Source organism: Rhizobium sp. P2_G9, assembly GCF_056403475.1.
The window spans coordinates 53,977-80,398 of record NZ_JBFUFK010000008.1 but is presented as its reverse complement, the minus strand read 5'-3'; the positions used below and the strand labels follow the sequence as shown (position 1 = coordinate 80,398).

Genomic DNA, 26,422 nt, shown 5'->3' with positions numbered 1-26,422 from the left:
CTACCCGCCGGATAGTCTTGCCCTACCCGCTCATCAGAACCGGCCACCCACACGGGCTGCAAACAGGCTGCCCGTCCGGCATTATTTTCTGCCCGAGGGAGTGTGGTGGAGCCTTCGTCCGAAGAGCAGTCTGGGTATCGAGGAACAGTCCGCCCGCGGACGATAACAAGCATCGGAGGAAACATGTCAGGCTACAATCACCTCTTCATTCCCGGCCCCACCAACATTCCCGAACAGGTTCGCCAGGCGATGAACCTGCCGATGGAAGACATGCGCTCGCCGCGCTATCCGGAACTGACGCTGCCGCTGTTCGCCGACGTCAAAAAGGTCTTCAAGAACCAGACCGGCCGCGTCTTCATCTATCCGTCTTCGGGCACCGGCGCCTGGGAAGCGGCGATGACCAACGTCCTGTCGCCCGGCGACCATGTACTGATGAGTCGCTTCGGCCAGTTCTCGCATCTCTGGGTCGATATGGCCGAGCGTCTGGGCTTCGCGGTCGATTGCATCGATATGGAATGGGGCACCGGCGTGCCGGTCGAGCTCTATGCCGAGCGGCTCAATGCCGACAAGGCGCACAAGATCAAGGCCGTGTTCGTGACGCATAACGAGACCGCCACCGGCGTGACCTCCGATGTCGCCGCCGTGCGCGCCGCACTCGATGCCTGCGGCCATCCGGCGCTGCTCTTTGTCGATGGCGTTTCCTCGATCGGCTCGATCGATTTCCGCCAGGACGAATGGGGCGTCGATTGCGCCGTCTCGGGCTCGCAGAAGGGTTTCATGCTGCCGGCGGGTCTGGGCTTCCTGTCGGTCAGCCAGAAGGCGCTTGAGGCTGCGAAAACCTCCCGCCACATGCGCTGCTACTTCTCCTTCGAGGATATGATCAAGACCAACGACACCGGTTACTTCCCCTATACGCCGCCGACCCAGCTCTTCCGTGGTTTGCGCGCCGCGCTGGACCTGATTTTCGAGGAAGGTCTCGAGAATGTCTTCGCCCGCCATCATCATCTCGCCAATGGCGTTCGCGCTGCCGTCAGCGCCTGGGGGCTGAAGCTCTGCGCGACCGAGCCGAAATGGCATTCCGACACTGTTTCGGCAATCCGCCTGCCCGAAGGCGTGGATGGCGTCGATGTCATCAAGCAAGCCTACCGCGCCTACAATACCTCGCTCGGTACCGGGTTGAGCAAGGTCGCAGGCAAGGTGTTCCGCATCGGCCATCTCGGTTCGCTCAACGAGGTCATGGTCCTGGGCGCACTCGGCGCTGCCGAACTGGCAATGCTCGATTGCGGCGTCAAGATCGAGCCTGGCTCGGGCGTCGGCGCTGCGGTCAACCAGTTCCGCTCCGTCAAAATCGTCGCAACCGCCAAGGCAGCCTGAACGAACGGGATCGGAAGACCATCATGAGCCATACCATCAACCATCTCCGCCGCCTTCGTCTGCAGCGCAGCGAGCTCGCGGTGCCGGGCTCGAATCCCGACATGATCGAAAAGGCGGCCAATTCGGACGCCGACTATATCTTCCTTGACATCGAAGATGCGGTTGCGCCGCCGGATAAGGAACGCGCCCGCGCCAATATCGTCCAGGCGCTCAATCAGATCGACTGGCGCGGCCGCAGCAAGACGATCTCGGTCCGCATCAACGGCCTCGACACGCACTACATGTATCGCGACGTGGTCGACCTGATGGAACAGGCCGGCGACCGCATCGACACGCTGCTGGTGCCGAAGGTCGGCGTGCCCGCCGACCTCTATATGGTCGAGGCCATGGTCAACCAGATCGAGATCGCCAAGGGCTACAACACCCGCGTCGGCCTCGAAGCCCTGATCGAGACCGCACTCGGCATGGCCAATGTCGAAGCGATCGCCTCCTTCGGCGGCCGGCTGGAAGCGCTACATTTCGGCGTTGCCGACTATGCGGCGAGCCTCAAGGCCCGCACCGTCAATATCGGCGGGCTGAACCCGGACTATCCCGGCGACCAGTGGCATTTCGGCCTGTCGCGCATGACGGTCGCCTGCCGCGCCTATGGACTGCGCGCCATCGACGGCCCCTTTGGCGATTTCTCCGATCCGGAAGGCTTTAGAGCCGCCGGCCGCCGTGCCGCGGCACTTGGCATCGAGGGCAAATGGGCCATCCACCCCAGCCAGATCGCGCTTGCCAACGAGATCTTCTCGCCGCCCGACAGGGAGGTCGATCGCGCCCGGCGCATTATCGACGCGCTCAAGGTCGCTGAGAGCCAAGGCAAGGGTGCTGCCTCGCTGGATGGCAAGATGATCGACGCCGCTTCCGAACGCATGGCGCGCAATGTGCTCGCCACCCACGACGCAATCACCGCAGGCCGCTGAAGGAGGACGCCATGGACATTCACGAATACCAGGCCAAGGAACTTCTATCCCGCTACCAGATCCACATTCCCCGCGGCGGGCTTGCCTACAGCCCGGAACAGGCGGCGTATCGCGCCAGCGAGATCGGCGGCGACCGCTGGGTCGTCAAGGCTCAAATTCACTCCGGCGCGCGCGGCAAGGCGGGAGGCGTCAAACTCTGCTCTTCCGACAAGGAAATCGTCGAAGCCGCCGATTTCATGCTCGGCCGCACCCTCGTCACGCATCAGACGGGACCGCAAGGCAAGCTGGTCAGCAGGCTCTATATCGAAGAGGCGATGGATATCGATCGCGAAATCTATCTCGGCTTCGTCCTCGACCGGAAGTCTGAGCGGATCATGATCGTCGCCTCCTCGTCGGGCGGCATGGAGATCGAGGAAATCGCCGAGGCCGAGCCCGACTCGATCATCCGCGCCACGGTCGACCCGGGTGTCGGCATGCAGGATTTTCAGGCCCGTGAGATTGCCTTCGGGCTTGGCATAGACAATGCGCTCGTCGGCCGCGCTACGCAGACGCTGCTTGGCTGCTATCGTGCCTTCGTCGAATATGACGCCTCGATGCTGGAGATCAATCCACTGGTGGTGACCCGTCGCGGCGATCTCGTGGCGCTCGACGCCAAGATGAGCTTCGACGAGAACGCGCTCTTCCGTCGGCCACATATCGCGGAGATGCGCGACAAGAGCCAGGAAGACCACCGGGAGACCTTCGCTTCGGATCGCGGCCTCTCCTATGTCGGCCTCGACGGCAATATCGGCTGCATCATCAATGGCGCCGGCCTGGCGATGGCGACGATGGATATGATCAAGATCGCCGGCGGCGAGCCGGCGAACTTCCTCGACATCGGCGGCGGCGCTTCACCGGAACGGGTGGCGAAAAGTTTTCGCGCGGTTCTTCGAGACAAGAATGTCGAGACGATCCTGGTCAACATCTTTGCCGGCATCAACCGTTGCGACTGGGTGGCGGAAGGCGTGATCAAGGCGCTGCACGAAGTGGGCGTGCCCGTCCCGCTCGTCGTCCGCCTCTCCGGCACCAACATGGAGGAAGGCCGCCGCATCCTCGCCGAGTCGGGCGAGAACATCATCGTCGCGGAGACATTGGCCGAAGCCGCCGATAAGGCGGTCAGCGCCTGGCGTTCCTACACCGCCAACAAGGCCGCTTGAGGAGATCGAGACATGTCCATTCTACTCGACAAGAACACCCGGGTCATCGTCCAGGGCTTTACCGGCAAGATCGGCAGTTTCCATGCCGAAGACATGAAGCGTTACGGCACCAATGTCGTCGGCGGCGTCACTCCCGGTAAGGGCGGCCAGACCCATCTTGACATGCCGGTCTTCAACACGGTCAAGGGCGCGGTGCAGGAAACCGGTGTGGACGCCTCGATCGTCTTCGTGCCGCCGCCATTCGCGGCGGACTCGATCATGGAAGCGGCGGACGCCGGCATCCGGCTCTGCGTCTGCATCACCGACGGCATTCCCTCCCAGGATATGATCAGGGTCAAGCGATACATGAGGCGATATCGTTTCGAGGATCGCATGACCCTGATCGGGCCGAACTGCGCCGGCATGATCACCCCGGGCCAGGCGCTGATGGGCATCATGCCGGGCTCGATCTATCTTCCCGGTCGCATCGGCATTGTCGGCCGATCCGGCACGCTCGGCTATGAAGCAGCCAGCCAGATGAAGGCGCGCGGCATCGGCGTGTCAACCTCGGTCGGTATCGGCGGCGACCCGGTCAACGGCTCGTCGTTCAAGGACATGCTGGAACTGTTCGAGAACGACCCGCAGACGGATGCGGTGCTGATGATCGGCGAGATCGGCGGCCCGCAGGAGGCGGAAGCCGCACTCTGGGCGCGCGACCATATGAAAAAGCCGCTGATCGCCTATATCGCCGGCCTCTCGGCGCCGAAAGGCCGCCGCATGGGCCATGCCGGCGCGATCATCTCGGCCTTCGGCGAGTCGGCCCAGGAGAAGGTCGAGATCCTGAAGGGTGCGGGTGTGACCATCGTTCCGACCCCGTCCTCCTTCGGCGAGACCGTCGCGGACGTGCTGTCGGTGATGAGCAAGGCGGCCTGAGCCAAGATTCCCCGGCCAAGCCGGGGAATTTCCCTTGCTTGTTTGCAGGGGCTCGATCAACTCTTGACCGACTGCAACAATGTATGGCGCGCGGACGTCAGGTGGGTGCGGCACGCGGTCTCGAGCGCGTTGCGATCGCCATCCTTCAGCGCGCGAATATAATCCAGATGCTCTTCGATGGCGCGCCGGTTGCGCGCTTTCTGCGTCACCCGGTTCCACTGATAGTGATAGTGGAAGACCATTGCGATGACATCGTAGAAATCAGCGATGAAGCGGTTGTTGGAGGCTTGGTGAACCAGCAGATGGAAGCGCTCGTCAAGCGCCGAAAAATCCCGGAAGCGATCGTCTATATCAGTCAACAGGATCTCATGTTCATGCTCGATAGTCTCGAGCTGTGCCCAGAGAGCATGCTCTTTCGGTAGCGCCGCGAACTCAAAAGCCGAATGCAGCTCGAACATCTCGCGCACATTCGCAAGTTCGAGCGCAAATTGACGCGTGAAGCCTTTCAGTATCCAATGTCCGTTGGGCCGCTTCTCGATCAACCCGAAGCGGCTGAATCGTATCAAATATTCCCGGACCGACGTTGTGGCGACACCGATCTCCCGGGCCAGTTCGAGTTCGTTGATATGCATGCCGGGTGCGGCGTCGCTCGACAGGATCGTTTGCATGAAATTCCGCTCGATCGCGTCGTGCAGCGAATTGGTTTCGTCCTCGGGGAAGAAATCGCCCGGATATGGATCGCGAAGGACCGTCTTTCTGTGCCTCTCCCAGACAATGATTCCCGATTGCTCAAGCCTTTCCAGGATGGCATGCGCCGTACTCCTGCCAACTCCGATCTGCATGGCGATTTCGGGCTCCGACGGCAGTTCCATCTCTGCTCTCAAGCTCTTCAAGTAGCGATTATAGGCATTCTTGAACAAAGTGTTGGTCTTCGCCATCGTCAGTCCATCAAAAGAAGAGCCAAATGATCATATCCGCCAGACGCATGTGCGTTCTGCAGTGTCGCTTCTAGCCAAGTTGTCGAAAGTGGGGAAGTCGATGCCGCCAGCCGTTGTTTTCACAAATCGCGCCAAATGCCGCGCGGTCAATTTGCCCGTTGCGGCAGGCCGCCATTCGTGAAAGCATAGGGATCTGCATGTCTTTCCGAGGGCGATAAAAAACAAATTCAGCGCATTTGACAACTCCTCCCTTTTGTTGTTTATCGATAAACAGCACGGCGATCAAGACACGCTGTATGCTGCTTCATGAAAACTTCAGGAGGAAAGAATCATGGGGAAATCAACGCTTGAACTGACACGCCGCGTTCTCATCGGTGGCGTCGCTGCTGCGGTCGTTGCGCTTGCCGCACCCTCGTATGCAGCCGATGTGACGATCCCGATCATCGTCAAGGATACGACGTCGTTCTATTGGCAGATCGTCCTGGCTGGCGCCCGGGCCGCCGGCAAGGATCTCGGTGTGAAAGTGCCGGAACTCGGCGCTCAGTCTGAATCCGATATTGCCGGACAGATTTCCATCCTGGAAAATGCGGTAGCCGGCAAGCCGGCCGCAGTGGTCATTTCTCCGACCGAGTTCAAGGCGCTCGGCAAGCCGATCGACGCTGCAGCAAAATCCGTTCCGATCATCGGTATCGACTCTGCAGCCGATTCCAAGGCGTTTACCTCGTTCCTGACGACCGACAATGTGCAGGGCGGACGCATTGCCGCCGAAGGGCTTGCCGAAGCCATCAAGAAGATGAACGGCAAGGTGGAAGGCAAGATCGCCATCATCACCAGCCTGCCGGGAGTCGGTTCGCTCGACCAACGCCATCAGGGCTTCGAGGAAGTCATCAAGGCGAAATATCCCGGCCTGACTGTCGTCGCCGACAAATATGCCGATGGACAGGCGACCACGGGCCTCAACATGATGACCGACCTGATCACGGCCAATCCGGACCTGGTTGGCGTCTTCGCCTCCAACCTGATCATGGCCCAGGGCGTGGGTCAGTCCATTGCTGAAAACAAGATGGGCGACAAGATCAAGGTGATCGGCTTCGACAGCGACGAAAAGACGGTCGGCTTCCTCAAGAAAGGCGTGCTTGCCGGTCTCGTGGTTCAGGATCCCTACCGCATGGGTTATGATGGCATCAAGACTGCGCTGGCGGCTTCGAAGGGAGAGAAAGTGAACACTTTCGTCGACACCGGCGCCAATCTCGTGACCAAGGACAACATGTCCGATCCGAAGATCGACGCCCTGTTGAATCCGAAGATCTGACAGAGTGCTCACCGGCGGGACGGCAACGAAATGCCACCCCGCCGGTGCGCTGAACGACTGGGAGGAACTGCATGGCAGTATCGGAGATCGCTGGCGTCTCGACCGCGTCGGCTGACGAGGGCTTTGGCGCCATCACGCCGGGCAGCACGATTCTGGAACTGGTCGGCCTGCGGAAGAACTACCTGGCCGTCGAGGCTCTGAAGCCGGCGACCATGTCGTTCAAGGCCGGTGAGGTGCACGCGATCGTTGGCGAAAATGGCGCCGGCAAATCGACGCTCATCAAGCTTCTCACAGGGGTCATTACCCGTACCAGCGGCGAAATCCGCTGGCGCGGAAAAGCGGTCGGGCTGGCGACGCCGCAGGAAGCAATCCTGCTCGGCATCAACGCCGTCCATCAGGAAGTGGTGCTCTGCCCACATCTCAGCGTCGCCGCCAATCTCTTTCTCGGCGAGGAGCTCTTCCGTTTCGGCCTGCTGCAGAAGGGTTTGATGCGCCAGAAGGCGCAGGACGTGCTCGATCAGCTCGGCTTTCAGATTCCGGCCCATGTGCTGCTGAGCGAACTGACGATCGGACAGCAGCAACTGGTCGCCACGGCGCGCGCCGCCATGCGCGGTACCCGGCTTCTCATCTTCGACGAACCCACAGCCTATCTCACCCGCCAGGAATCGGCCCAGCTTTTCAAGCTGATCCGCCGGCTGAAGGCCGATGGCGTCACGATCGTGTATATCTCGCACCGCATGGAAGAAGTCTTCGAACTGGCGGACCGTGTGTCGGTCCTGCGAGACGGCACCCATGTCGGGACGCGCGACATCGCCGACACCAATGAGGCGGAACTGATCGCGCTGATGATCAACCGCACGATCGAGCAGATCTACCACAAGGAAACGATCCCTATCGGCGATACGATCCTGGAGGCCAAAGGCCTATCCGGTGCCGGCTTCCATGACGTGTCGCTCTCGGTGCGTGCGGGCGAAATCGTCGGTCTCTATGGCCTGATCGGCGCCGGCCGCAGCGAGTTCGCGCTCGGCCTTTACGGGCGCAATCCGGCAACGTCGGGCGAAATCCGCTGGCGCGGTAAACCGGTCCGGATTCACAATGAACGTACCGCGATGGATCTTGGCATCGCATTGGCACCGGAAAGCCGGAGAGACCAGGGGCTTTGCCTCAATCTGCCGATCGGACTGAACATCAACCTGCCGATCTACAAACGTCTGAGCCGGGCACTCACGATCGACAGGTCGCGCGAGACCGCCAATGCCGCCAAGCAGATCAGGGATCTCGCCATCAAGACACCATCGCCAGGTGTTCTCGCCATGGCAATGTCGGGCGGCAACCAGCAGAAGATCGTTATCGGCAAATGGCTGAGCCATGGCGCCGAACTCTTCATCTTCGACGAGCCGACCGTCGGTGTCGATGTCGGCACCAAGGCCGAGATCTACAGGCTGTTTGCCGAGCTTCTCAAGAAAGGCGCGGGCATCATCCTCATCTCGTCCTACCTGCCTGAAGTCTACGAGCTGGCCGACCATCTGCATGTTTTCCGCAACGGCAGGCTGGTCGCGAGCCACGATTATCATGAAGTCAGCCACGAAACCGTGCTTGGCGAAGCCATCGGCGCCTGACAAATATATGGAGTGAATTTAATGAGCGTTGAGGCAATCGATTCTCCGAAAAGACGCGGCCGTGGACTGAGCATCCTGTTCGGGCTGACACTGCTGGGCCTTCTCCTCCTGCTTTGGATGTTGCTGGCGTTTTCGACCAACAGCTTCTGGACGCCAAACAATATCAGCAATCTGCTGCGCCAGGGGTCGATGACCGCCGTCCTCGCGGTCGGGCAAACCTTCGTCATCATCACCGGCGGCATCGACCTTTCCGTAGGCGCCGTCGTCGGCTTCTCCAGCGTGGTCATCGCCTGGCTGATGCAGGCCGGCGCTCCCATGTGGCTGGCGATCGCACTGACGCTGCTGATTGGCGTCGCGATCGGCGGTTTTCACGCCTTCGGCATCGTACGCATGGGCTTGCCGCCCTTCATCATCACGCTTGCCACGCTGACGGCACTCCGGGGTATCGGATTGCTGATCACCAATGGCTCGACCATCAACATCAACAATGATGATTTCACCTCGTTCTCGCTGGCTGACTTCCTCGGCATACCGAGCCTGTTCTGGATGGTGATCGCCGTCGGCGTGCCCGCTTATGTCTTGCTGCACCATAGCCGCTGGGGGCGCTACCTCTTTGCCGTCGGCTCAAACCGCGAGGCGGCCCGGCTCTCCGGGGTCAATGTCAACTTCATGATCTACGTCGCATACATCCTCTCTGCGACTTTCGCAGCCTTTGTCGGCGTGCTGCTTGCATCGCGTATCGGCATCGGCAATGCGACACAGGCAGAGGGATGGGAATTGCAGGCGATCGCGTCCTCGGTGATCGGCGGCACCAGCCTGTTCGGCGCCGTCGGAACCATTCATGGTCCGCTGCTCGGCGCCTTCATTCTGGCGACGATCAACAACGGCGCCAATCTGCTTAACCTGAATTCCTTCTGGCAGAGGATCATCACCGGCGTCCTCATCATCCTGATCGTCTTCTCTGATCAGCTACGACGCCGGCGCGGATGAGCGGCTGCAACCGGGAGAGCCGAAGAGCCGGCGAAATGCCAGACCTTCGGACATTTGTTCGTATTTCTCCGTGTTGTCCTTCGTCACAGGAATAGCGCCGGAACCGACCGCTGGCTCGACAGTTTCCCTGCGTTTGGATTTGGCGAAGGCATCCACTCCATCGTGGAATTGCAAGCACATGAAAACGGATTCGATCTATGAAAGGGCCTTTGGGGACGCCCTCGACATCGTTGCCTCGCTTGCCGTAGGCGACGAATTGCCGTCGGAGAGCAGTTTGCGGACGCGCCTGCGCGTGAGCCGGACAACCGTCCGCAAAGTCCTGGCGGCGCTTGCCGAATGCGGCGTGGTGGGCACCGACTTTCCGCTGCGTAAAAGTCCCGCCGGCAAGGCAAAAGTCCTGCGATTTCCGAAGGATGAAATGGTTCCAGTTTCACTGCAGCTGGAGCGACGCTTCATGGAGTGGACGCTGCGTGACAATGCCACGCCGGGTACAGTCATCAATGAACTCGAGCTGGCTCGAAGGTTTGGCATAGCGCAACTGCCAATCCGCGAACTCCTGTCACGGTTTCAGCGTTTTGGACTTGTTGAACAAGGTATGGAAGGCTGGACACTCAAAGGGTTCACGCAGAAATACGCGCTGGAGCTGTCCGAAATCAGGGAAACGTTCGAGCTGCGCTCCGCCAGACTTTTCGTGTTGCTGCCGGAAAGTTCGCCAACTTGGGACCAGATCAAGCTCATGCGCGATGCCCATATCAGATTGCTTGACGACATCGATGAGCGCTTTCACGATTTTTCCGAGCTCGACAGCCGGTTCCATCGGTTGATCGGTTCGGTCTCACCCAACCGTTTCATCGACAGTTTCTACGACATCATCACGCTCATCTTCCACTATCACTACCAGTGGAACAAGCGCGACGAACGTCAACGCAACGAAGCCGCCATTCGCGAACATCTCACCTATATCGATGCCCTGCAGAGCCGCAACGTCTCGCTGATTGAACTGGCCTGTCGCACCCACATGACCTCCGCACGTGAAACATTGCTGCGATCGGTCATGCAATGAGCGATAGGAAAATCCCCCGTGGAATCACTTCAACTGTGTTGCCGAATATGTTCCACCAGCATCGAAACGAATTGCGTCACCTTTTGGGGGCGAAAGCGCGCTGCGGGGTAGACGACATAGATGCCGCCTGACGGCAATGCCCAATCCGGCAGGATTTGCACGAGGCGGCCTTCCGCCAAAGGATTGGCGGCGAGAAAATCCGGGAGGACGGCCAGCCCGCCTCCGGCAAGCGTGGCTTCCAGCACGGCGGTTGTCGCGTTGATGGAGAAAGCCTCGCGCATTGTGACGGTCCGCCGGTCGAAATCGCCCCTGACGAAATTCCAGACGAGCGGCTCGCGCAGGGCAGTGTTGGCGATCAGCGGCAGAGCGGCGAGATCTTCCGGCTGGCGCACGTCAAGCCGTGCCGCAAAATCCGGTGCCGCCACCAGGAACTGCCGGAACGTGCCGATGCGGCGGGCTTGCAAGCTGGAATCATCGAGCCAACCGACGCGGATTGAGAGATCGATCTGATTGGCGATCAGGTCGATCCTGGAATCGGAAATGATGAGCTCGACAGCGCAGGCCGGATATTTCTGCCGAAACCGGGCGGCAACGGGGGCCAGCGTGATGGTGCCATAATCGTTGGTCCCCGAGACACGCAATGTGCCGACAGGCCCGGCATTGGCTTCGCCGATCTCATCGATCGCCTCTTCGACATCGCGCAGGATCAGGGCGCAACGCGCATGCAAGCGACGCCCCGCCTCCGTGGGTTCCACCCGGCGCGTGGTGCGCAGGAGGAGCGTCGTCTTCAGTTCCTCCTCGAGCCGCGCCACCTGCTGGCTGACAACCGTCTTGGTGATGCCAAGCCGCTCGGCCGCGCCGGTGAACGAACGGGCTTCAACCACGGCGGCGAAATAGGCCAGACGATTGAGATTGATGGGTTCCACGTTCGTTTTTCTCATTGTTAGTATTCAACATACAGTTTGTATTATTATCGCTCATTTATTGCGCAATCAATCGCGTCTATCTTCCACGACATCAGATGACGACGGAGAGATGGACATGCGGGTCAGCTACCTTTTCGACCCCCTTTGCGGCTGGTGCTATGGTGCGGGTCCGGCCGTCGAACGGCTGGCAGCACTGGACGATGTGACGCTGGAATTGAGCCCCACCGGGCTTTTCGCCGGCGAATCCGCGCGGCCGATGGACAAGGCCTTTGCAAGCTATGCCTGGCAGAACGACCAGCGGATCGCCCGCCTGACCGGCCAGCCCTTCACCGAGGCCTATCGCAGCCAGGTGCTCGGTGCGGAAGGCACGATGTTCGACTCCGCACCCGCCACGCTCGCGCTCGTCGCCGTCGGCTTGACCGAGCCTGGCAATGAACTCGCGGCGCTGAAAGCCGTCCAGCGAGCTCGTTACGAAGACGGTCTCAACAATTCAGACCTCACCACTTTCGCTGGCATCCTTGCCAATGCAGGTCTTTCGGCAGCGGCCGAGAGGATCAGTGCACCTGACGACGAACTTCTCGCCGCCTACCGCGGGCGGATTTCCGCGGCACGCGCCGACATGGCGCGGTTCGGCGTCGGCGGCGTGCCAGCCCTTGTCGTCGGAGAAGGTGCCAATCAGCGCTTGCTGCGCAGCGATGCGCTCTTCGGCCACTTCGACCTTCTGACGGCAGAGCTCGCCGCCTGATCATACCTGCAACCCCAGGAGTCACCCATGTTTACAAGGAGACAGATTTTGAAGACCTCGATCGCCCTCGGCGCTGCCGCCGTATTCGCCCCCGCCGACAGTGGTGCTGCCGCCGGCGGCAAGCTCAGCTGGAAGCACTTCCCCGCAGGCCCGAACGGCTTTTTCCGCGCGCCGGTGCTGATCTCAGGCCCTAGCGAGGCGCTGCTCATCGATGGCGGCTTCACTTATCCTGATGGCCGCGCGCTCGCCGAGGCCATCAAGGCCAGCGGCAAGAAACTCACCACCATCTATATCAGCCAGTCCGATCCGGATTACTATTTCAGCCTTAAGCCGGTGCGCGAAGCTTTCCCGGATGCCAAGGTGATCGCCGCTTCCGCGACGCTGGACGCGATCAAGGGCAATGTGGAGAAAAAACTTGCCGTCTGGGGTCCGCAATTGAAGGAAAACGGCCCGCAGGCCCTCTCTGACATCGTGCTTCCCGAGGCTTTCGATGGCACGACGCTGTCCGTCGATGGCGAGACGATCGAGATCGTCGATGCCGAGCAAGGCCTGGCGAACCGCCGCTACCTCTTCGTGCCGTCGCTCAATGCGGTGTTCGGCGGCGTGATGATCTTCTCCGGTGTCTATGTCTGGACTGCCGACACGCAAACCAAGGAAAGCCGTGCGGCCTGGGTGAAGACGCTGGACGCGATCGCCGCCCGCAAGCCTGCCGTGGTGGTGCCCGGCCATATGGCGCCCGATGCCGCAACCGGCCTTGCCGCCGTGGACTATACCAAAGCCTATCTCCTCGCCTTCGAGGAGGAGAGCGTCAAGGCCGCCGACAGCGCCGCCCTCAAGGCTGCCATGGAAGCTCGTTTCCCAGGCCTCGGCATGGGCGTGGCCCTCGATATCGGCTCCAAAGTCGCCAAGGGCGAGATGAAGTGGGGTTGAGCCACGTGCGGAGCAACCTGGACCTGGCCCGCAGGACCTGTGCAGGACGTTAAAACGGGAGTGGCCAGACTCTTCTGGCCGTTCCTCCCCTGACGGCCGCACTGAACGCATGTTCGTCCGGCGCTTGTCGTCGAGATCGAGGTCCCCGAAGGGACGGATGACGGCAAGCTTCGTCACGCTTGCCTGAAAGGGTGCATTTTGCCGATGACCGAGCGTCAGAATATCTCAAAATCGTGGAAGTCGATCTTGGCGTGATTGTCGAGATAGGCGAAGACAACCGGAAGAGTTATGTCCCCAGTGTCGTCTACACCTGCGGCGCCATACGTCACGATGATCTCCTCGTGCTGCCCTATGCGGTATCCGATACGTTTTCGAATTTCGCCACCACCGATATCAAGGCGCTTCTGGCCAGCATAGAGGGAGCATAGAAACCGCCCTTCCAGTTGCTTTCATCACGACAGCATGTCGCCCGAAACTGATCCCAGGCTTCGGGCGACATGCTGTAGCATTCTTCCTGTATGGCGCAGAGCTCAATCATTGCTCACGTACCGGCATGTGGCCAGGATCACCCTCCAACTGGATCAGGATCATGTCATAAACCACCGTGGTGTTTGATACCGTCCGGTAATAATTGATCAGCTCGTCCCAGGGATCGGCAATCTTGCCAAGGCCCGACATGAAGACGACCAATGTACCAATCTGCGTCACACCTCGAATAATCAGATAGCCACCGATCATCAGCACGATGACCGATCCCATCGAATCCAGAAAATTGCCGAGTGCGGCGAGCAGGTATTTACGAAGATAGATCAGGATTCGCAGTCGGTAGATCCGGTCGATCGTAACGGTTCCGGGCGCTAGGTCACTTTTATGCGTCCTTCGATCTCGATCGATGGCAAGATGACCGAGGCTGCGTACATTCTGGATTCTAAGCCGCGCAAGGCGGTTGATCGTTTGCTGGGTGAGCGGAACGATCAATGCCTGCGGGAAATAGATAATGACGGCAAGAATGGTGATGACCGGTTCCACCCAGAGAAGATAACCGAAGACGCAGACGATCGTCCCACCGGATAGAAGTGGTAAGCCGAAGGCGTCGCCGCCAAAACCGCTGACGTCTTCCGTTTCCGCGGCCAGCATCGAAACGACCGTTCCGGCGTTGAGCTCCGTTCCGGACTTTCCACTATCTTCGCCGCCTTCGGATACCCGATCGAGAATGCGGAGCCGGATATCTCGGGCAATGACTTCGACCGCCAGGCCCTTCAGCATATTGAGCCAATATTTAAGCGCCCCCTGAAGGAAAATGACCGTGAGATAGATCCCACCCAGGATGACCAGCAGCCAAACGCTTCGGCTGACGACGGCGTAGTTGACTATCCTGCGCTGCAGTTCGAGTGGAACCATCATGAGGGGCGCAAGGATTGCGGTGAGAAGGCAGATTGCAATCTGCTTGGCACGCGTGGTTTTCCAGACATAAGAGTAAAGATGCCTGCTCAGGTCGAGCGTCTTTCTGAAGCCGCCTGTCTTCCTCGCCCTGCCCTCACAAGTAGCGGCCGGCGGCACCGGAAAAGGCTTCACCATCCTGTGGGTTTACGCAACCGCGATGCGCCTCCGTCCCTGATGGCCCAGGGTTTGATCAGCTCGGCGGCGAGCAGGTAAACAGCCACGAGCCCGCCAACGCCGATGACGACAGGCAGGGGAGGAATGGCAAAGCCGAACCAACGTCCGAGTGGGGTGAACGGTAAGACCATGGCGGCGAGCAATGCAGCCAGCGACGATGCGGCGAGCGCGGGGCGTGGCAGATCCCTCCAGGGCCTGCCGTTTGTCCTGATAATGAAGATAACAAGAATCTGGGTGGCCATCGATTCCAGGAACCAGGTGGTCCGGAATTCTTCCGGCGCGGCTTTGAACACGTATATGAGCACACCAAAGGTCAGAAAGTCGAACAGCGACGACAAGGGTCCCATGACACCAGCGAACAGCAGCAAGCCACGCATGTCCCAAACCTGTGGCTTCGCAGTCGCCTCCGGCCGTACGCCGTCAAAGGGAATGCCGATCTCGGAGAGGTCATAGAGGAGGTTGTTGAGCAGGATCTGTACGGGAAGCATCGGCAGGAAAGGCAGGGCCAGCGATGCGACCGCCATCGACAGCATGTTGCCGAAGTTGGAACTCGCGCCCATCCGCACATATTTCAGGATGTTCGCGAAGGTTCTACGGCCTTCTTCGACGCCGTCTGCGACGACTTCGAGATCGGATGCCAGCAGGATCATGTCGGCGGCGGCCTGCGCTACACCGGTTGCACCGGCCACTGAAAGGCCGATATCCGCCGCCTTGAGCGCGGGCGCATCGTTGATGCCATCGCCAAGGAAGCCGACGATATCGCCCTTGGTCTGCAGTGCCCTAACAATCCTCGATTTCTGATCGGGCGCCAACCGACCGAACGCATCGACGGACTGGACCCGGACAGCGAGTGCATCGTCGCTCATTTTCGCGATATCTGCGCCTGACAAGACGGTGTCAGCCTTCAAGCCGACGAGACCGGCCAGTCGCCTGACGACGATGGGATCATCTCCCGACAGAATTTTCAGCTTTACGCCTGCCGCTGCCAGGCGCGAAATGGCAGCGGCCGCCGTTGCCTTGGGCGGATCGGCGAAAGCGCAGAATCCCTCGAAGACGAGATCGATTTCATCGGCCGTATCGATATTTCGGGTAGCGCCCTGCCAAGGCTTCGAGGCCACCGCGATGGCACGAAGACCATTCTCGGCAAGGCTACGCACGCCATCCAGAGCGGCGGACCGCTCCTTGTCTCCCATTGCACTTGACATGGCGCCCAGTCGTTGCTGGGTGCAGAGCGCCAGCACCGCCTCCGGCGCACCCTTGACGATCAACAGCGGCCCGTCTGGTCCGGTTGCGAGGACCGAGCCGAGACGTCGCGCAAAATCGAAGGCTTGGCGGCCTGAAAGCGTCCAACCTTTGGCGGCATCGACGCTGCCTTTGACAAGGGCGGCATCCAGAGAACCGCGATCCCCTCCCAGATCCGCCGCAATTGCGCCCAGCACGGCAATGCGCGGGTTTTCCGCACCCGCCGCGTCGACGCTGCTGGCGAGCACGATTTCAGCGGAGGTCAACGTGCCCGTCTTGTCGGTGCAAAGGATGGACATGGCACCGAGATCGTGAATCGAGGCCAGCCGCTTTACAATCACCTTGCGTTTGGACATGCGGATTGCGCCGCGCGACAGCGTCACTGTCGTGATCATCGGAAGCAGTTCCGGGGTCAGCCCGACGGCAAGCGCCACCGAGAACAGCAACGAGTCCAGCACGGGTTGGCCGAGCAGGATCCTTGCGGCAAGAACGATGACCACCAGCGCCAGCGTCAGACGCGCGACCACCAGGCCGTACTGATGCAGATCCCGCTGAAAGGGCGAGAGCGTCTGATCTTGCGCCAACGAAGCCGCCGCCGCGCCAAACAAGGTTTGCGAGCCAGTGCCGATGACAAGCGCAAGGGCCTCACCTGTCTGCGCGACGGAGCCGCGAAAGAGGGCATTCGAGGCTTCGCCCGCGGTGGAAGCCGTAACCACGCCCTGCCGCTTTTCGACGGGATAGGGTTCGCCTGTCAACGCAGCTTCGTTTGCCGTAAACGCTGTCGCGGCGATCACCAGCCCGTCGGCTGGAATGATGTCACCCGCCCGCACGCGGATGATATCTCCAGGCACCACCTGGTCGACCTCGATCTCTGAGAACGAGCCTTGGCGCTTGACCTCGGCTTTGAGCGCGACAGAATGTCGGAGCACCTCCGCGGCCTTGACCGCGTGTCCCTCCTGTAACGTGTCCAGGCCGATGGAGATGATCAGGATCGCAACGATAATCAAGCCGCCGGTCACATCGCCGGTCGCGACCGACACGATGCCCGCGACCAGCAGGATCAGTGAAAGAGGCTCCAGCAGCCGGCGAAAGATAGCCCGGGAGACGCTATCGGTCTTTGTCGCGGCATCGCTGTTGGAGCCATACTCGGTGAGCCGGCGAGCGGCGTCGGCTGCGGTCAATCCGTCAAGTTGACAGTGAAGCGTTGCGCATAGCGCTTCGGCCGTCTGCGTCCAAAATGTCGAATTGGGCTTCAGAGAGCTGCTCTTCTGATCGGACGTCAAGACTGTTTTTGCGCGGGCTGTCATCCGTCACGCCCCCCAACGCCATTCAAGGACCTCCGGCATGTCATCGCCATGTTCGCTGATATAGAGCTTATGGCGTTCCATGGTCGCCCAATACCTTGCTCTCTCCTGTTCAACTCGACCGCCGAAGCGGGGAATTCGTTCAATCACGTCCAGTGCCAACCGATAACGGTCCATGTCGTTCAGTACGGTCATATCGAACGGCGTCGTTGTCGTGCCTTCCTCCTTATAGCCGCGCACATGGATATTGCGGTGATTGTTGCGACGGTAGGTCAGCTTATGAATCAGCGTCGGGTAGCCGTGGAAGGCAAAGATCACCGGCTTGTCCTGCGTGAACAGGGCGTCGAAAGCGCGATCTTCCAGCCCGTGCGGGTGCTCGCTCTGTGGCTGCAGAACCATGAGATCAACGACGTTGACGACGCGGATGCGGATCTCGGGGATGTATGTTCGAAGCAGGCTGACGGCAGCCAGCGTTTCCAGCGTCGGCACATCGCCGGCGCAGGCCATGACCACGTCGGTGCCGCCGTCTTCGTCATTGCTCGCCCAGTGCCAGATTCCCGCGCCTGCCGTGCAATGGCGGACCGCCTCCTCCATGCCCAGCCACTGCCAGTCAAGCTGCTTGCCGGCGACAATCACGTTGATATAGCCCCGGCTGCGCAGGCAATGGTCAGCAACGGCCAGCAGGCAGTTTGCGTCCGCCGGCAAATAAATTCGGGCGATCTCGGACTTCTTGTTGGCGATGTGATCGATGAAGCCGGGATCCTGGTGGGAGAAGCCGTTGTGGTCCTGACGCCAGACATGCGAGGTGAGCAGATAGTTCAGCGATGCGATCGGTTTGCGCCATGGAATGCCCTTGCACACCTTAAGCCATTTCGCATGCTGGTTGGCCATGGAGTCGATAATGTGGATGAAGGCCTCATAGCAGGAAAACAGGCCGTGTCGGCCGGTCAACAGGTAGCCTTCAAGCCAGCCTTGGCATAGATGCTCGCTCAGCACTTCCAGAACACGACCGTCCGTGCTGAGATTGACGTCAACCTCGTCGGTGTCGGCCATCCATTCCTTGCCGGTCACCTCGAACATTGCATCCAGTCGATTGGATGCAGTTTCGTCGGGGCCGAAGAGCCGGAAGTTCTGCGCACCGAGATTGAGCGTCATCACATCGCGGAGAAAACCGCCGAGAATGCGCGTCGCTTCTGCCTTGACGGCACCAGGAGCCAGCACGGAAACCGCGTAGTCACGGAAATCAGGCATAGATAGCGGCACGAGCAAGTCCCCGCCATTGGCATGCGGATTGGACCCCATGCGCCGGTGACCCGAGGGGGCAAGGTCCGCAAATTCGTCCAGAAACCTGCCCTGCTCATCGAACAGTTCTTGCGGACGATAGCTGCGCATCCAGTCTTCGAGCTGTTTGATATGTTCGACATTCTTGAAGTCGGCGATGGGCACCTGATGGGCCCGCCATGTATTCTCCACCGGTTTGCCATCGACGAATTTCGGCCCGGTCCAACCTTTCGGCGTGCGAAAAATGATCATCGGCCAGAGTGGGCGGGTAACCGTCTGGGACTTGGGCGTCGCACGCGCCGTGCTTTGGATTGTGCGGATATTGGCCAGCACACGATCGAGCGTTTCGGCCAGCAACTGATGTACGACGGCTGGATCACTGCCCTCGACGAAATGCGGCTCGTAACCATAGCCTTCGAACAACGACGTCAGTTCCTGCCGGCTGATGCGCGCCAGAACAGTGGGGTTGGCAATCTTAAAACCATTGAGATGCAGGATGGGCAGGACGGCACCATCGCGCGCCGGATTGAGAAATTTGTTCGAATGCCAGCTGGTGGCGAGCGCACCGGTCTCGGCCTCGCCGTCGCCAACGATGCAACTGATGATCAGGTCCGGATTGTCGAAGGCCGCACCATAGGCATGAGCAAGCGAATATCCGAGTTCTCCGCCCTCATGAATCGAGCCGGGTGTTTCCGGCGAGACGTGGCTTGGGATTCCGTATGGCCAGGAGAATTGCCGGAAAAGGCGATGCAAACCGTTGCGGCTCCGCTCGATTGCCGGGTACCGCTCGGTGTACGATCCTTCAAGGTAGGCATTGGCCACCACTCCCGGACCACCGTGACCCGGCCCCATGATATAGATCATGTTCAGGTCATTCTGCTTGATCAGCCGGTTGAGGTGAACATAAAGAAAGTTCAAACCCGGCGTCGTGCCCCAATGACCGAGCAGCCGTGGTTTGATGTGGTCGATAGTAAGGGGGACGTCGAGGAGGGAGTTCTCCCGGAGATAGATTTGGCCAACGGAGAGGAAGTTCGCGGCGCGCCAATACGCGTCCATCTTGTGCAGCAATTCGGGCGGCAGAATATCAGCCATATGGGATTTCCGATGCAGGTGAGCGTGAAGGCGTAATTCAACCCGTCGCCACCTCGGAGTCGGCGTATTCCAACGCCTCTCGGCCTGGCAACGCATCAACGGATATGCTGGAGCAAATTGGGCTGAGAACACCAGGCAGGGCTTGCCGCTCGTGTGCGTCGCTCAGATCTGGTGTTTCAGTCAGTTCTCCATAACTGCCGCGCGCGACGACGCTTCCCCGAAGCCGGTTTCCGGTGATCTCCCGGACTTGGATGATCATTTGACAATCCTTTGCGGCGCATAGCGGTCACGTGCATTCCCAGAGACTCTACAGCGTGACGCCTATATCGAGCAGGCTCGGAATTTACTCATGATGATGCCGCCGACAAGGACGTTTGCCCCGAGACGATCATCGGCAGATTGCGCCAAGTTTCTGCTGCCGCATCAACACGTCAAAGCGGCAAGCGCCGTCGCGTCGTTCATGTAAGATCGCGAAAGGTAATCATCTTCTCGTGGGTTTCATCCCAAAGCGCGAAGAACGGTGCCCTCAGAGCGTCCCACAAGCCAAGAGAAGGCACGGCTTGCAAGGCGGGGATTGCGCGATGACAGTCCTGCAGTCGATAGTTTGGAATCCGAGGATTGAGATGATGAATGTGGTGGAAGCCGATATTGCCTGTGAACCATCGCAAAACTGGCGAGAGCTTCAGGTACGATGACCCCTGCAGCGATGCGGCCGTGAAATTCCAATCGCCATCGCGTTGCCAGAGCGTCTCTTCGAACCGATGTTGAACGGCGAACAACCAGACACCGATAATTGAGGCGATCGCCAGTATTGGCAATTGGATCAGCAATACCCGCTCAAATCCAAAAGCAAAGCCCAGGCTGATGAGCAGACAAGCGATGCCTGCATTCGTCACATGCACGGATAAGCGCTCGCGACGCCAACTTCTCGGCGTATCAAATGGAATCCGATAGAGCAGCAGGAATATCAGAGGCGGCAATAGAATGCCGGTAACCAAAGGATGACGGCTTACCCGGTACAATATCCGACGGTTCGCTGGGAGGGCCTGATACTCCGAGACCGTCAGGCAGGTCGAATAGATGTCCATACCGCTATCTCGACGGTCGAGATTATTCCATGCGGCATGATGACCGGCGTGCTGATGCCGCCAATTCTCAAAAGGCGTGAACGTGATCAAGCTGCAAACGCGCCCGACCCAAAGGTTCATGGATCGCGAAGCAAAGAAGGAGCCATGACCACAGTCATGCTGGATAATGAAAAGACGAACCGTCAGGCCTGCAGCGAGTACGGCAAGTCCGGGAGTGATCCAGTGAGACAGACCGAAGCTCAGATACATAACCGCGCAAACGCCAACAAAAGCCGAGAACGTCGAGGCAAACTGCCAGGCCGCCCGCGACGAACTGGGGTCACGAAACCGGGCGACCGCATTGCGGAGCTGCACCGATTTCTGAGCTTGTCCTGGCTTCTCACCGATGTCAGCGCGTCTGTCGGAGCATGCTAACTCCGCTACAGTTTCCATGATTCAAATCCTCTTGTTTGATGGGTGCCCGCGGCCGTTCCCGCCAGCCCTGGAGCAGGTCGCACCTATTTGCGGTGACCGGCATCTCTCGAATTGGCTATGGCGTAATAAATTCCGAGCATTCTCTATCAGCGGTTTGGTGTCCGATGCAGACGGCCGTCAAATCGTCTTCGTCCGGTTTGAAAGGGCTACCTGGATGGCTTGCGCAAGCGATGCTTCGAGGAAAGGTTTCTGCAAGACGACCGCGCCCGGCGTCAGTTTGTCACCGCGAAGCCTTTCGCCGCTCATGTAGATATGCGGGATGAAACCATCCGGCAGCAGCGCTGAAACGACGTTTATGCCGCTGCCCTCGCGCAGATGAAAATCGACAAGCATGAGATCGGGTTTGTATCTGCGGGCTGCGGCCACCGCGGCGGCTTCTGTCGTTTCTATCGAACACACCTCATAGCCCATCTCGACGAGAAGGTCTTCGAGATCAAGCGAAATGAGCGGCTCGTCTTCGACGATGAGGATGCTGCGTTTCTTCGCCGCCTCAGGTCCATCGATCTCGGGAAGTGCCGGCTGCATAACGCACTCTCCTCGGTATCTGCTCACGCAGCCATCGGAGCCGACGAGGAACGTCGTCGCCTGTGGATGAACATGTTCCGCGTCGGTCGTTTTCACCAAAGTTATAGTGCGGTCCGCCGGGATCGCGACAGGTTCGGAAAACACCTATATCCGGTCCTTTGAATTGACAGTGGTTGGCGAAAGGGCCATCTGTTTATTGTGGATCAAAACGCACGTCCGCCGACGGATTGCGATGTCCACAAGCCTCCCTTGGGGGAGGATGCGAAAGAGATCATTTAAATGCCAGCCAGCCGCACATCGAATGTGAAAGCGGTCAGGCCGTCGTCACGCACGGCATCTCAGAAGATGAAACACTCTCCTGACGCCGGCCGCCGTTTTCCGGTCGTTGCAATAGGGGCGTCCGCGGGCGGCCTTGACGCGCTTCGCAACCTGCTCCGCGCCATCCCCGCCGACAGCGGCATGGCCTACATCTTCGTCCAGCACCTGGCGCCCGGCCATCAAAGTCTGATCGCGGATTTGCTGGCCGGAAACACCCCGATGATGGTGACCGAAGCAAGCGACGGAACGATCATCGAACGCGAGCATCTTTATGTGATCCCCCCCGGAGCGTATTTGTCTGTCGCCGGCGGCATGCTGCATGTGGCAAAGGCGCCCGCGCTCCACGGTGCCCGTCTGCCCTTCGATTTTCTCCTCCAGTCGCTGGCAGACGACGCCGGCTCCTGCGCGATCTGCGTGGTCCTGTCGGGAACAGGGTCTGACGGAAGCGCCGGACTCGCCGCGATAAAGCAGAAGGGCGGCTTGGTCATCGTGCAGAATCCGCAAGATGCGGCCTATGACGGCATGCCGGGCAATGCGGTGATGACCGGGCTGGCGGATCACATCCTGGCGCTACAGGAGATACCGGATGCAATTGCCACCTTTGTTGGCGCGCATGCCGAAGCATCGGGCGCGGCACCGAGGCCGGCGACGACCCTGTCGGAGATAATCGAATTGCTCCGGGTGCAGACCTCCCATGATTTCACGCTCTACAAGCAGGGCACGCTGCGGCGCCGGGTCGAACGGAGAATGGGGATGAAGGAGATCGCGGTCGGCGACAAAAACCTTTACCTCGACCTGCTGCGGGCAGACCCGGATGAATGTGAACACCTTGCCAAGGACTTGCTGATCAATGTCACCAGTTTCTTCCGGGACAGCAATGTCTACGACGATCTGCGGGACAAAATCATTCCCGATCTGATCAGGGGGCGTTCTTCCGATCATGCCATACGGATCTGGATTGCCGGCTGCAGCACGGGCGAGGAAGCCTATTCCATGGCCATCCTGTTTCGCGAAGTGATGGCCGACACAGGATCCAGCTTGAAAATTCAACTGTTTGCCTCCGACGTGGACGAGGACGCCGTTGCCGCTGCCCGCGAAGGTTTTTATTCAGCTGCGATAGAGGCCGACGTCTCGGCCGAAAGGCTGTCCAATTTCTTTTCGAAGGAAGACCTTGGCTATCGTGTTTTGCCGGAAATACGTTCGTCCATCGTCTTTACCGTGCACGATGTGCTGGCCGACCCGCCATTCTCCCGCATCGACATGGTTTCCTGCCGGAACCTGCTGATCTATCTTGAACCCGAATCGCAAGCGAAGGCCATCGCTCTTTTTCACTTCGCCCTCTGTGACGGTGGCATATTGCTGCTGGGCAGCTCGGAAACCGCAGGCAGGGTGGAAGGCCGATTTGAGACGATTTCCAAACCCGACCGCGTTTATCGACGCATTGGACATAGCCGTCCTGGCGAGATGATGTTTTCGCTGGGTGTCGATTCTGCCAGAATGCGGCCGCAATCAAGTCGCCAGCCGTATCCACCTAGATCCACCGCTCTCGCCGATCTCTGCCGGCAGCTGGTTCTGGAGAATTTCGCGCCGGCCGCCATTTTGATCAACCAGAAAAATGAGTGCCTCTATTCTTTGGGGCACATCGCTCGTTATCTGGCGCTTGCACCTGGCTATCCAACGGTCGATCTTTTCGCCATGGCGCCGCAGAACCTGCACATAAAGCTGCGCTCGGCGATCCAGCGCTGCAGACAGCAGAGTGAGCCTGTGATCGTCTCCGGCGGCGAAATCTCCGGCGAGGATTACAAAAAGCGCTTCGATATTCACGTTCGGCCTGTCGAAAACGAGGGGCAGAGCCTGTTCCTGATCTGCTTCGTCGATAGACCGGAAGAGGCAAGGCGCGTGGCGGGAAATGCTGCTGTCGACTCTGCCGATCTGACGCGCGTGCGGGAGCTCGAGAGCGAGCTCGAAGCAACCAGAACGGAACTCAATGGAGCAATCCGCAATCTGGAGCTTTCCGGCGAGGAGCAGAAGGCTGTTAACGAGGAGGCTCTGTCCTTCAATGAGGAATATCAGTCCGCCAACGAAGAATTGCTGACCTCGAAAGAAGAATTGCAATCGTTGAACGAGGAGTTGACGGCGCTGAACGGCCAGCTTCAGGAAACGCTGGAAAGGCAGCGCACGACCTCCAATGACCTGCAGAACATTCTCTACAGCACTGCGGTCGCCACCCTTTTCCTCGACGCCGACCTCAGGATCAGGTTTTTCACACCAGCGACGAAGACGCTCTTCAACGTCATTGTCGGCGACATCGGCAGGCCCCTCGCAGATCTGAGCTCGCTTGCCGTCGACACGACGCTGTTGAGCGATGCTGCCCTCGTGCTGGCTGATCATGTTCCGCTTGAACGCAACATCGAAGCCAGGAGCGGCCTGTGGTATATGCGCCGCATCATGCCCTATCTGGATGAGGATCGAGCCGTCGAAGGTGTCGTGATCACCTTCGTCGATGTCAGCGAATTGCGGCGAACGTCCGAGGCCCTCCAGGAAGCCAAACGTCAGGCGGAGGCAGCCAATGCGGCAAAATCACGCTTTCTCGCCGCCGCAAGCCACGATTTGCGTCAGCCGCTGCAAACGATAAGCCTGCTGCAAAGCCTGCTGGTTCGAAGAGTGAAGGAAGACGGTGCGCGGGCGTTGCTCGTCAGGCTCGACGGAGTCCTCGGCACGATGTCGGGCATGCTGAACGATCTGCTCGACATCAATGAGATCGAGGCGGGCAAGGTCACCGCGGAGATGGGCAACATTCCCATTCAGTCCCTGTTTGCCAAGTTGCGGGGCGAACTGACGCTGACCGCCAATGCAAAAGGACTGGATCTCCGGGTCGTCGACAGCAGTCTTGTGGTTCACACAGACCCGCATCTGCTGGAGCAGATGGTACGCAACCTGACGTCGAATGCCTTCAAATATACCAAGACTGGCAAGGTTCTGCTGGGATGCCGCCGGCATGGCGATATCGTCAGCGTCGAAGTCTGGGATACTGGCATCGGCATCGCCGAAGCAGAACTACAGGCGATATTCAACGAATACCACCAGATCGACAACGACGCGCGCGAACGCAGCAAAGGTCTGGGCTTGGGCCTGTCGATCGTCAAGAGGCTCGGCGGCTTGCTCGGCCACCAGATCCAAGTCCGGTCGCGGCAATCGAAGGGATCGGTGTTTGCCATCGAAGTCGGTCGGGTAATATCCGATATGCAGGAGCCTGTGGAACAACGCATTTCACCGACGGCATCGATTGCGCATCCCACCACGCGTTCCGCCACGATCCTTGTTATCGAGGACGATCCCGAGATACGCGACCTGCTGCAGCAACTCCTCACCGATGAAGGCCACGTGGTGTTGGCGGTCGCCAATGGCCCTGCGGCGCTCAAGCTCATGAGAATGCAGGTGAAAGCGACGGATCTTATCATCTCAGACTACAATTTGCCGAGCGGGATGAACGGAGCACAGGCGATAAGAGAAATACGCAACGCGAGAGGCGACGAAATTCCCGCCATCATCCTCACAGGCGATATTTCGACCAGGACAGTTGCAGATCTATCCAGCAAGCATCTGATCCGGTTGAGCAAACCTGTCAAACCCGATGAGGTCATGAATGCGATCGCTCAATTGTTGGCGTTACCAATCGTAAAACCGGCGGCTTTGGACGTCGACGTCCCGGAGAGAACGGTCACGACCGGCCAATCGGTGATTTTCGTGATCGACGACGATGAAGAACTGCGCGCGGCATTGTGCCTCGTGCTTGAAAAACATGGTCTTTCCACGCAGTCTTTTGCCAGCAGCGAAGCGTTTCTGAGAAGGATGCCTCACGATCAAGACGGATGCCTACTGGTCGATGCCTACCTTCCAGGCATGAACGGGGTCGAACTCCTACAAAATCTCAAGCAGTCCGGCAACAGGATGCCGGCGATCATGATCACCGGCAGCAGCGATGTGCAGATGGCGGTCAACGCCATGAAGGCCGGCGCGGCCGACTTCATCGAAAAGCCGATTTCCGATTCCCACCTGCTGGAAATCATCGAGCGTGCGCTGGCGCATTCCCATGATGTCGCGAACCGCAGCCTGTGGACTGCCAAGGCCGTCAGACAGATCGCGTCCCTGACCGTCCGTCAAAGGCAGATCATGGAACTCGTCCTTGCGGGACATCCCAGCAAGAATATCGCCGCCGACCTTCATATTAGCCAGCGCACGGTCGAAAACCACCGCGCGTCGATCATGGCGAAAACCGGTTCAAGATCGCTGCCGGCGCTGGCGCGCCTCGCCGTGGCCGCCGCCGAGGCCGCATAGAACGTCGCTATTCGGGACTTCGGCGCCATCGCTGAGTATTTTCCGAAGCTTCATGTCCAGCCTGCAATGGAATAAAAACATGCAATGCACTGGACTCATTCTCGTGCGTGACCTCGGTTGCCGTCGATCTCGCAAAACACAGGACGGAACGACACTGCCGGTGGCGTGCGAGA

The 26,422-nt window shown here is 59.5% G+C and carries 20 protein-coding genes; 12 read left to right on the top strand and 8 right to left on the bottom strand.

The features are described from left to right. Positions 1-183: 183 nt before the first annotated feature. Genes AC1DYF_RS08700 through sucD form a run of 4 tightly spaced genes read left to right on the top strand, consistent with a single transcriptional unit; the run spans position 184 to position 4,447 of the window. Positions 184-1,374, top strand: coding sequence for an aminotransferase class V-fold PLP-dependent enzyme (locus AC1DYF_RS08700; RefSeq protein ID WP_477876309.1), 1,191 nt, complete (start codon positions 184-186; stop codon positions 1,372-1,374). A gap of 23 nt (positions 1,375-1,397) precedes the next feature. Further along, positions 1,398-2,339, top strand: a complete 942-nt coding sequence (locus AC1DYF_RS08695) for an HpcH/HpaI aldolase/citrate lyase family protein (protein WP_477876308.1) — start codon at positions 1,398-1,400, stop codon at positions 2,337-2,339. Positions 2,340-2,350: 11 nt separating this feature from the next. Next, positions 2,351-3,535 (top strand): malate--CoA ligase subunit beta, encoded by a 1,185-nt coding sequence (locus AC1DYF_RS08690; protein ID WP_477876307.1) that lies wholly within the window; start codon positions 2,351-2,353, stop codon positions 3,533-3,535. Between the two features lie 12 nt (positions 3,536-3,547). Then, a complete protein-coding gene (gene sucD, locus AC1DYF_RS08685) occupies positions 3,548-4,447 on the top strand; it encodes a succinate--CoA ligase subunit alpha (RefSeq protein ID WP_477876306.1) in 900 nt (299 codons plus the stop codon). A gap of 56 nt (positions 4,448-4,503) precedes the next feature. Here the strand turns inward: sucD and AC1DYF_RS08680 are convergent, their stop codons facing one another. Next, entirely contained in the window at positions 4,504-5,385 is an 882-nt protein-coding gene (locus AC1DYF_RS08680) for a GntR family transcriptional regulator (protein ID WP_477876305.1), read from the bottom strand. Positions 5,386-5,455: 70 nt separating this feature from the next. Next, positions 5,456-5,671, bottom strand: coding sequence for a hypothetical protein (locus AC1DYF_RS08675; RefSeq protein WP_477876304.1), 216 nt, complete (start codon positions 5,669-5,671; stop codon positions 5,456-5,458). Between the two features lie 45 nt (positions 5,672-5,716). Between AC1DYF_RS08675 and AC1DYF_RS08670 the strand changes: the two genes are divergently transcribed. The 4 genes from AC1DYF_RS08670 (at position 5,717) to AC1DYF_RS08655 (ending at position 10,369) form a co-directional block, all read left to right on the top strand. Beyond that, entirely contained in the window at positions 5,717-6,697 is a 981-nt protein-coding gene (locus AC1DYF_RS08670) for a substrate-binding domain-containing protein (protein WP_477876303.1), read from the top strand. Positions 6,698-6,768: 71 nt separating this feature from the next. After that, positions 6,769-8,316, top strand: a complete 1,548-nt coding sequence (locus tag AC1DYF_RS08665) for a sugar ABC transporter ATP-binding protein (protein ID WP_477876302.1) — start codon at positions 6,769-6,771, stop codon at positions 8,314-8,316. Positions 8,317-8,337: 21 nt separating this feature from the next. Next, positions 8,338-9,306 carry an ABC transporter permease gene (locus AC1DYF_RS08660; protein ID WP_477876301.1) on the top strand — a complete coding sequence of 323 codons (969 nt, stop codon included), beginning with the start codon at positions 8,338-8,340 and terminating at the stop codon, positions 9,304-9,306. Between the two features lie 178 nt (positions 9,307-9,484). Then, entirely contained in the window at positions 9,485-10,369 is an 885-nt protein-coding gene (locus AC1DYF_RS08655; protein ID WP_477876300.1) for a GntR family transcriptional regulator, read from the top strand. A gap of 29 nt (positions 10,370-10,398) precedes the next feature. On the opposite strand, the gene AC1DYF_RS08650 is transcribed toward AC1DYF_RS08655, so the two are convergent. Then, positions 10,399-11,295, bottom strand: a complete 897-nt coding sequence (locus tag AC1DYF_RS08650) for a LysR family transcriptional regulator (protein ID WP_477876398.1) — start codon at positions 11,293-11,295, stop codon at positions 10,399-10,401. A gap of 115 nt (positions 11,296-11,410) precedes the next feature. Between AC1DYF_RS08650 and AC1DYF_RS08645 the strand changes: the two genes are divergently transcribed. From AC1DYF_RS08645 to AC1DYF_RS08635, 3 genes are all read left to right on the top strand, one after another. After that, a complete protein-coding gene (locus AC1DYF_RS08645) occupies positions 11,411-12,040 on the top strand; it encodes a DsbA family protein (protein ID WP_477876299.1) in 630 nt (209 codons plus the stop codon). Positions 12,041-12,067: 27 nt separating this feature from the next. Continuing rightward, a complete protein-coding gene (locus AC1DYF_RS08640; RefSeq protein WP_477876298.1) occupies positions 12,068-12,970 on the top strand; it encodes an MBL fold metallo-hydrolase in 903 nt (300 codons plus the stop codon). A 233-nt stretch (positions 12,971-13,203) separates the two neighbouring features. Then, positions 13,204-13,398, top strand: coding sequence for a hypothetical protein (locus tag AC1DYF_RS08635; RefSeq protein ID WP_477876297.1), 195 nt, complete (start codon positions 13,204-13,206; stop codon positions 13,396-13,398). Between the two features lie 106 nt (positions 13,399-13,504). On the opposite strand, the gene AC1DYF_RS08630 is transcribed toward AC1DYF_RS08635, so the two are convergent. From AC1DYF_RS08630 to AC1DYF_RS08610, 5 genes are all read right to left on the bottom strand, one after another. Beyond that, on the bottom strand, positions 13,505-14,548 hold the full coding sequence (locus tag AC1DYF_RS08630; RefSeq protein ID WP_477876296.1) for an ABC transporter transmembrane domain-containing protein: 1,044 nt from the start codon (positions 14,546-14,548) through the stop codon (positions 13,505-13,507). Beyond that, positions 14,542-17,136, bottom strand: coding sequence for a magnesium-translocating P-type ATPase (gene mgtA, locus AC1DYF_RS08625; protein WP_477876295.1), 2,595 nt, complete (start codon positions 17,134-17,136; stop codon positions 14,542-14,544). Before mgtA ends, AC1DYF_RS08630 begins: the two co-directional genes overlap by 7 nt. Before the next feature lie 3 nt (positions 17,137-17,139). After that, entirely contained in the window at positions 17,140-19,506 is a 2,367-nt protein-coding gene (locus AC1DYF_RS08620; protein WP_477876397.1) for a phosphoketolase family protein, read from the bottom strand. A gap of 458 nt (positions 19,507-19,964) precedes the next feature. Beyond that, positions 19,965-21,026: a fatty acid desaturase family protein gene (locus AC1DYF_RS08615; protein ID WP_477876294.1), complete on the bottom strand. Its 1,062-nt coding sequence runs from the start codon at positions 21,024-21,026 to the stop codon at positions 19,965-19,967. 159 nt (positions 21,027-21,185) lie between these two features. Continuing rightward, positions 21,186-21,593 carry a response regulator gene (locus AC1DYF_RS08610; protein WP_477876293.1) on the bottom strand — a complete coding sequence of 136 codons (408 nt, stop codon included), beginning with the start codon at positions 21,591-21,593 and terminating at the stop codon, positions 21,186-21,188. 345 nt (positions 21,594-21,938) lie between these two features. Between AC1DYF_RS08610 and AC1DYF_RS08605 the strand changes: the two genes are divergently transcribed. Continuing rightward, on the top strand, positions 21,939-26,249 hold the full coding sequence (locus tag AC1DYF_RS08605) for a chemotaxis protein CheB (RefSeq protein WP_477876292.1): 4,311 nt from the start codon (positions 21,939-21,941) through the stop codon (positions 26,247-26,249). Positions 26,250-26,422 lie beyond the last annotated feature (173 nt).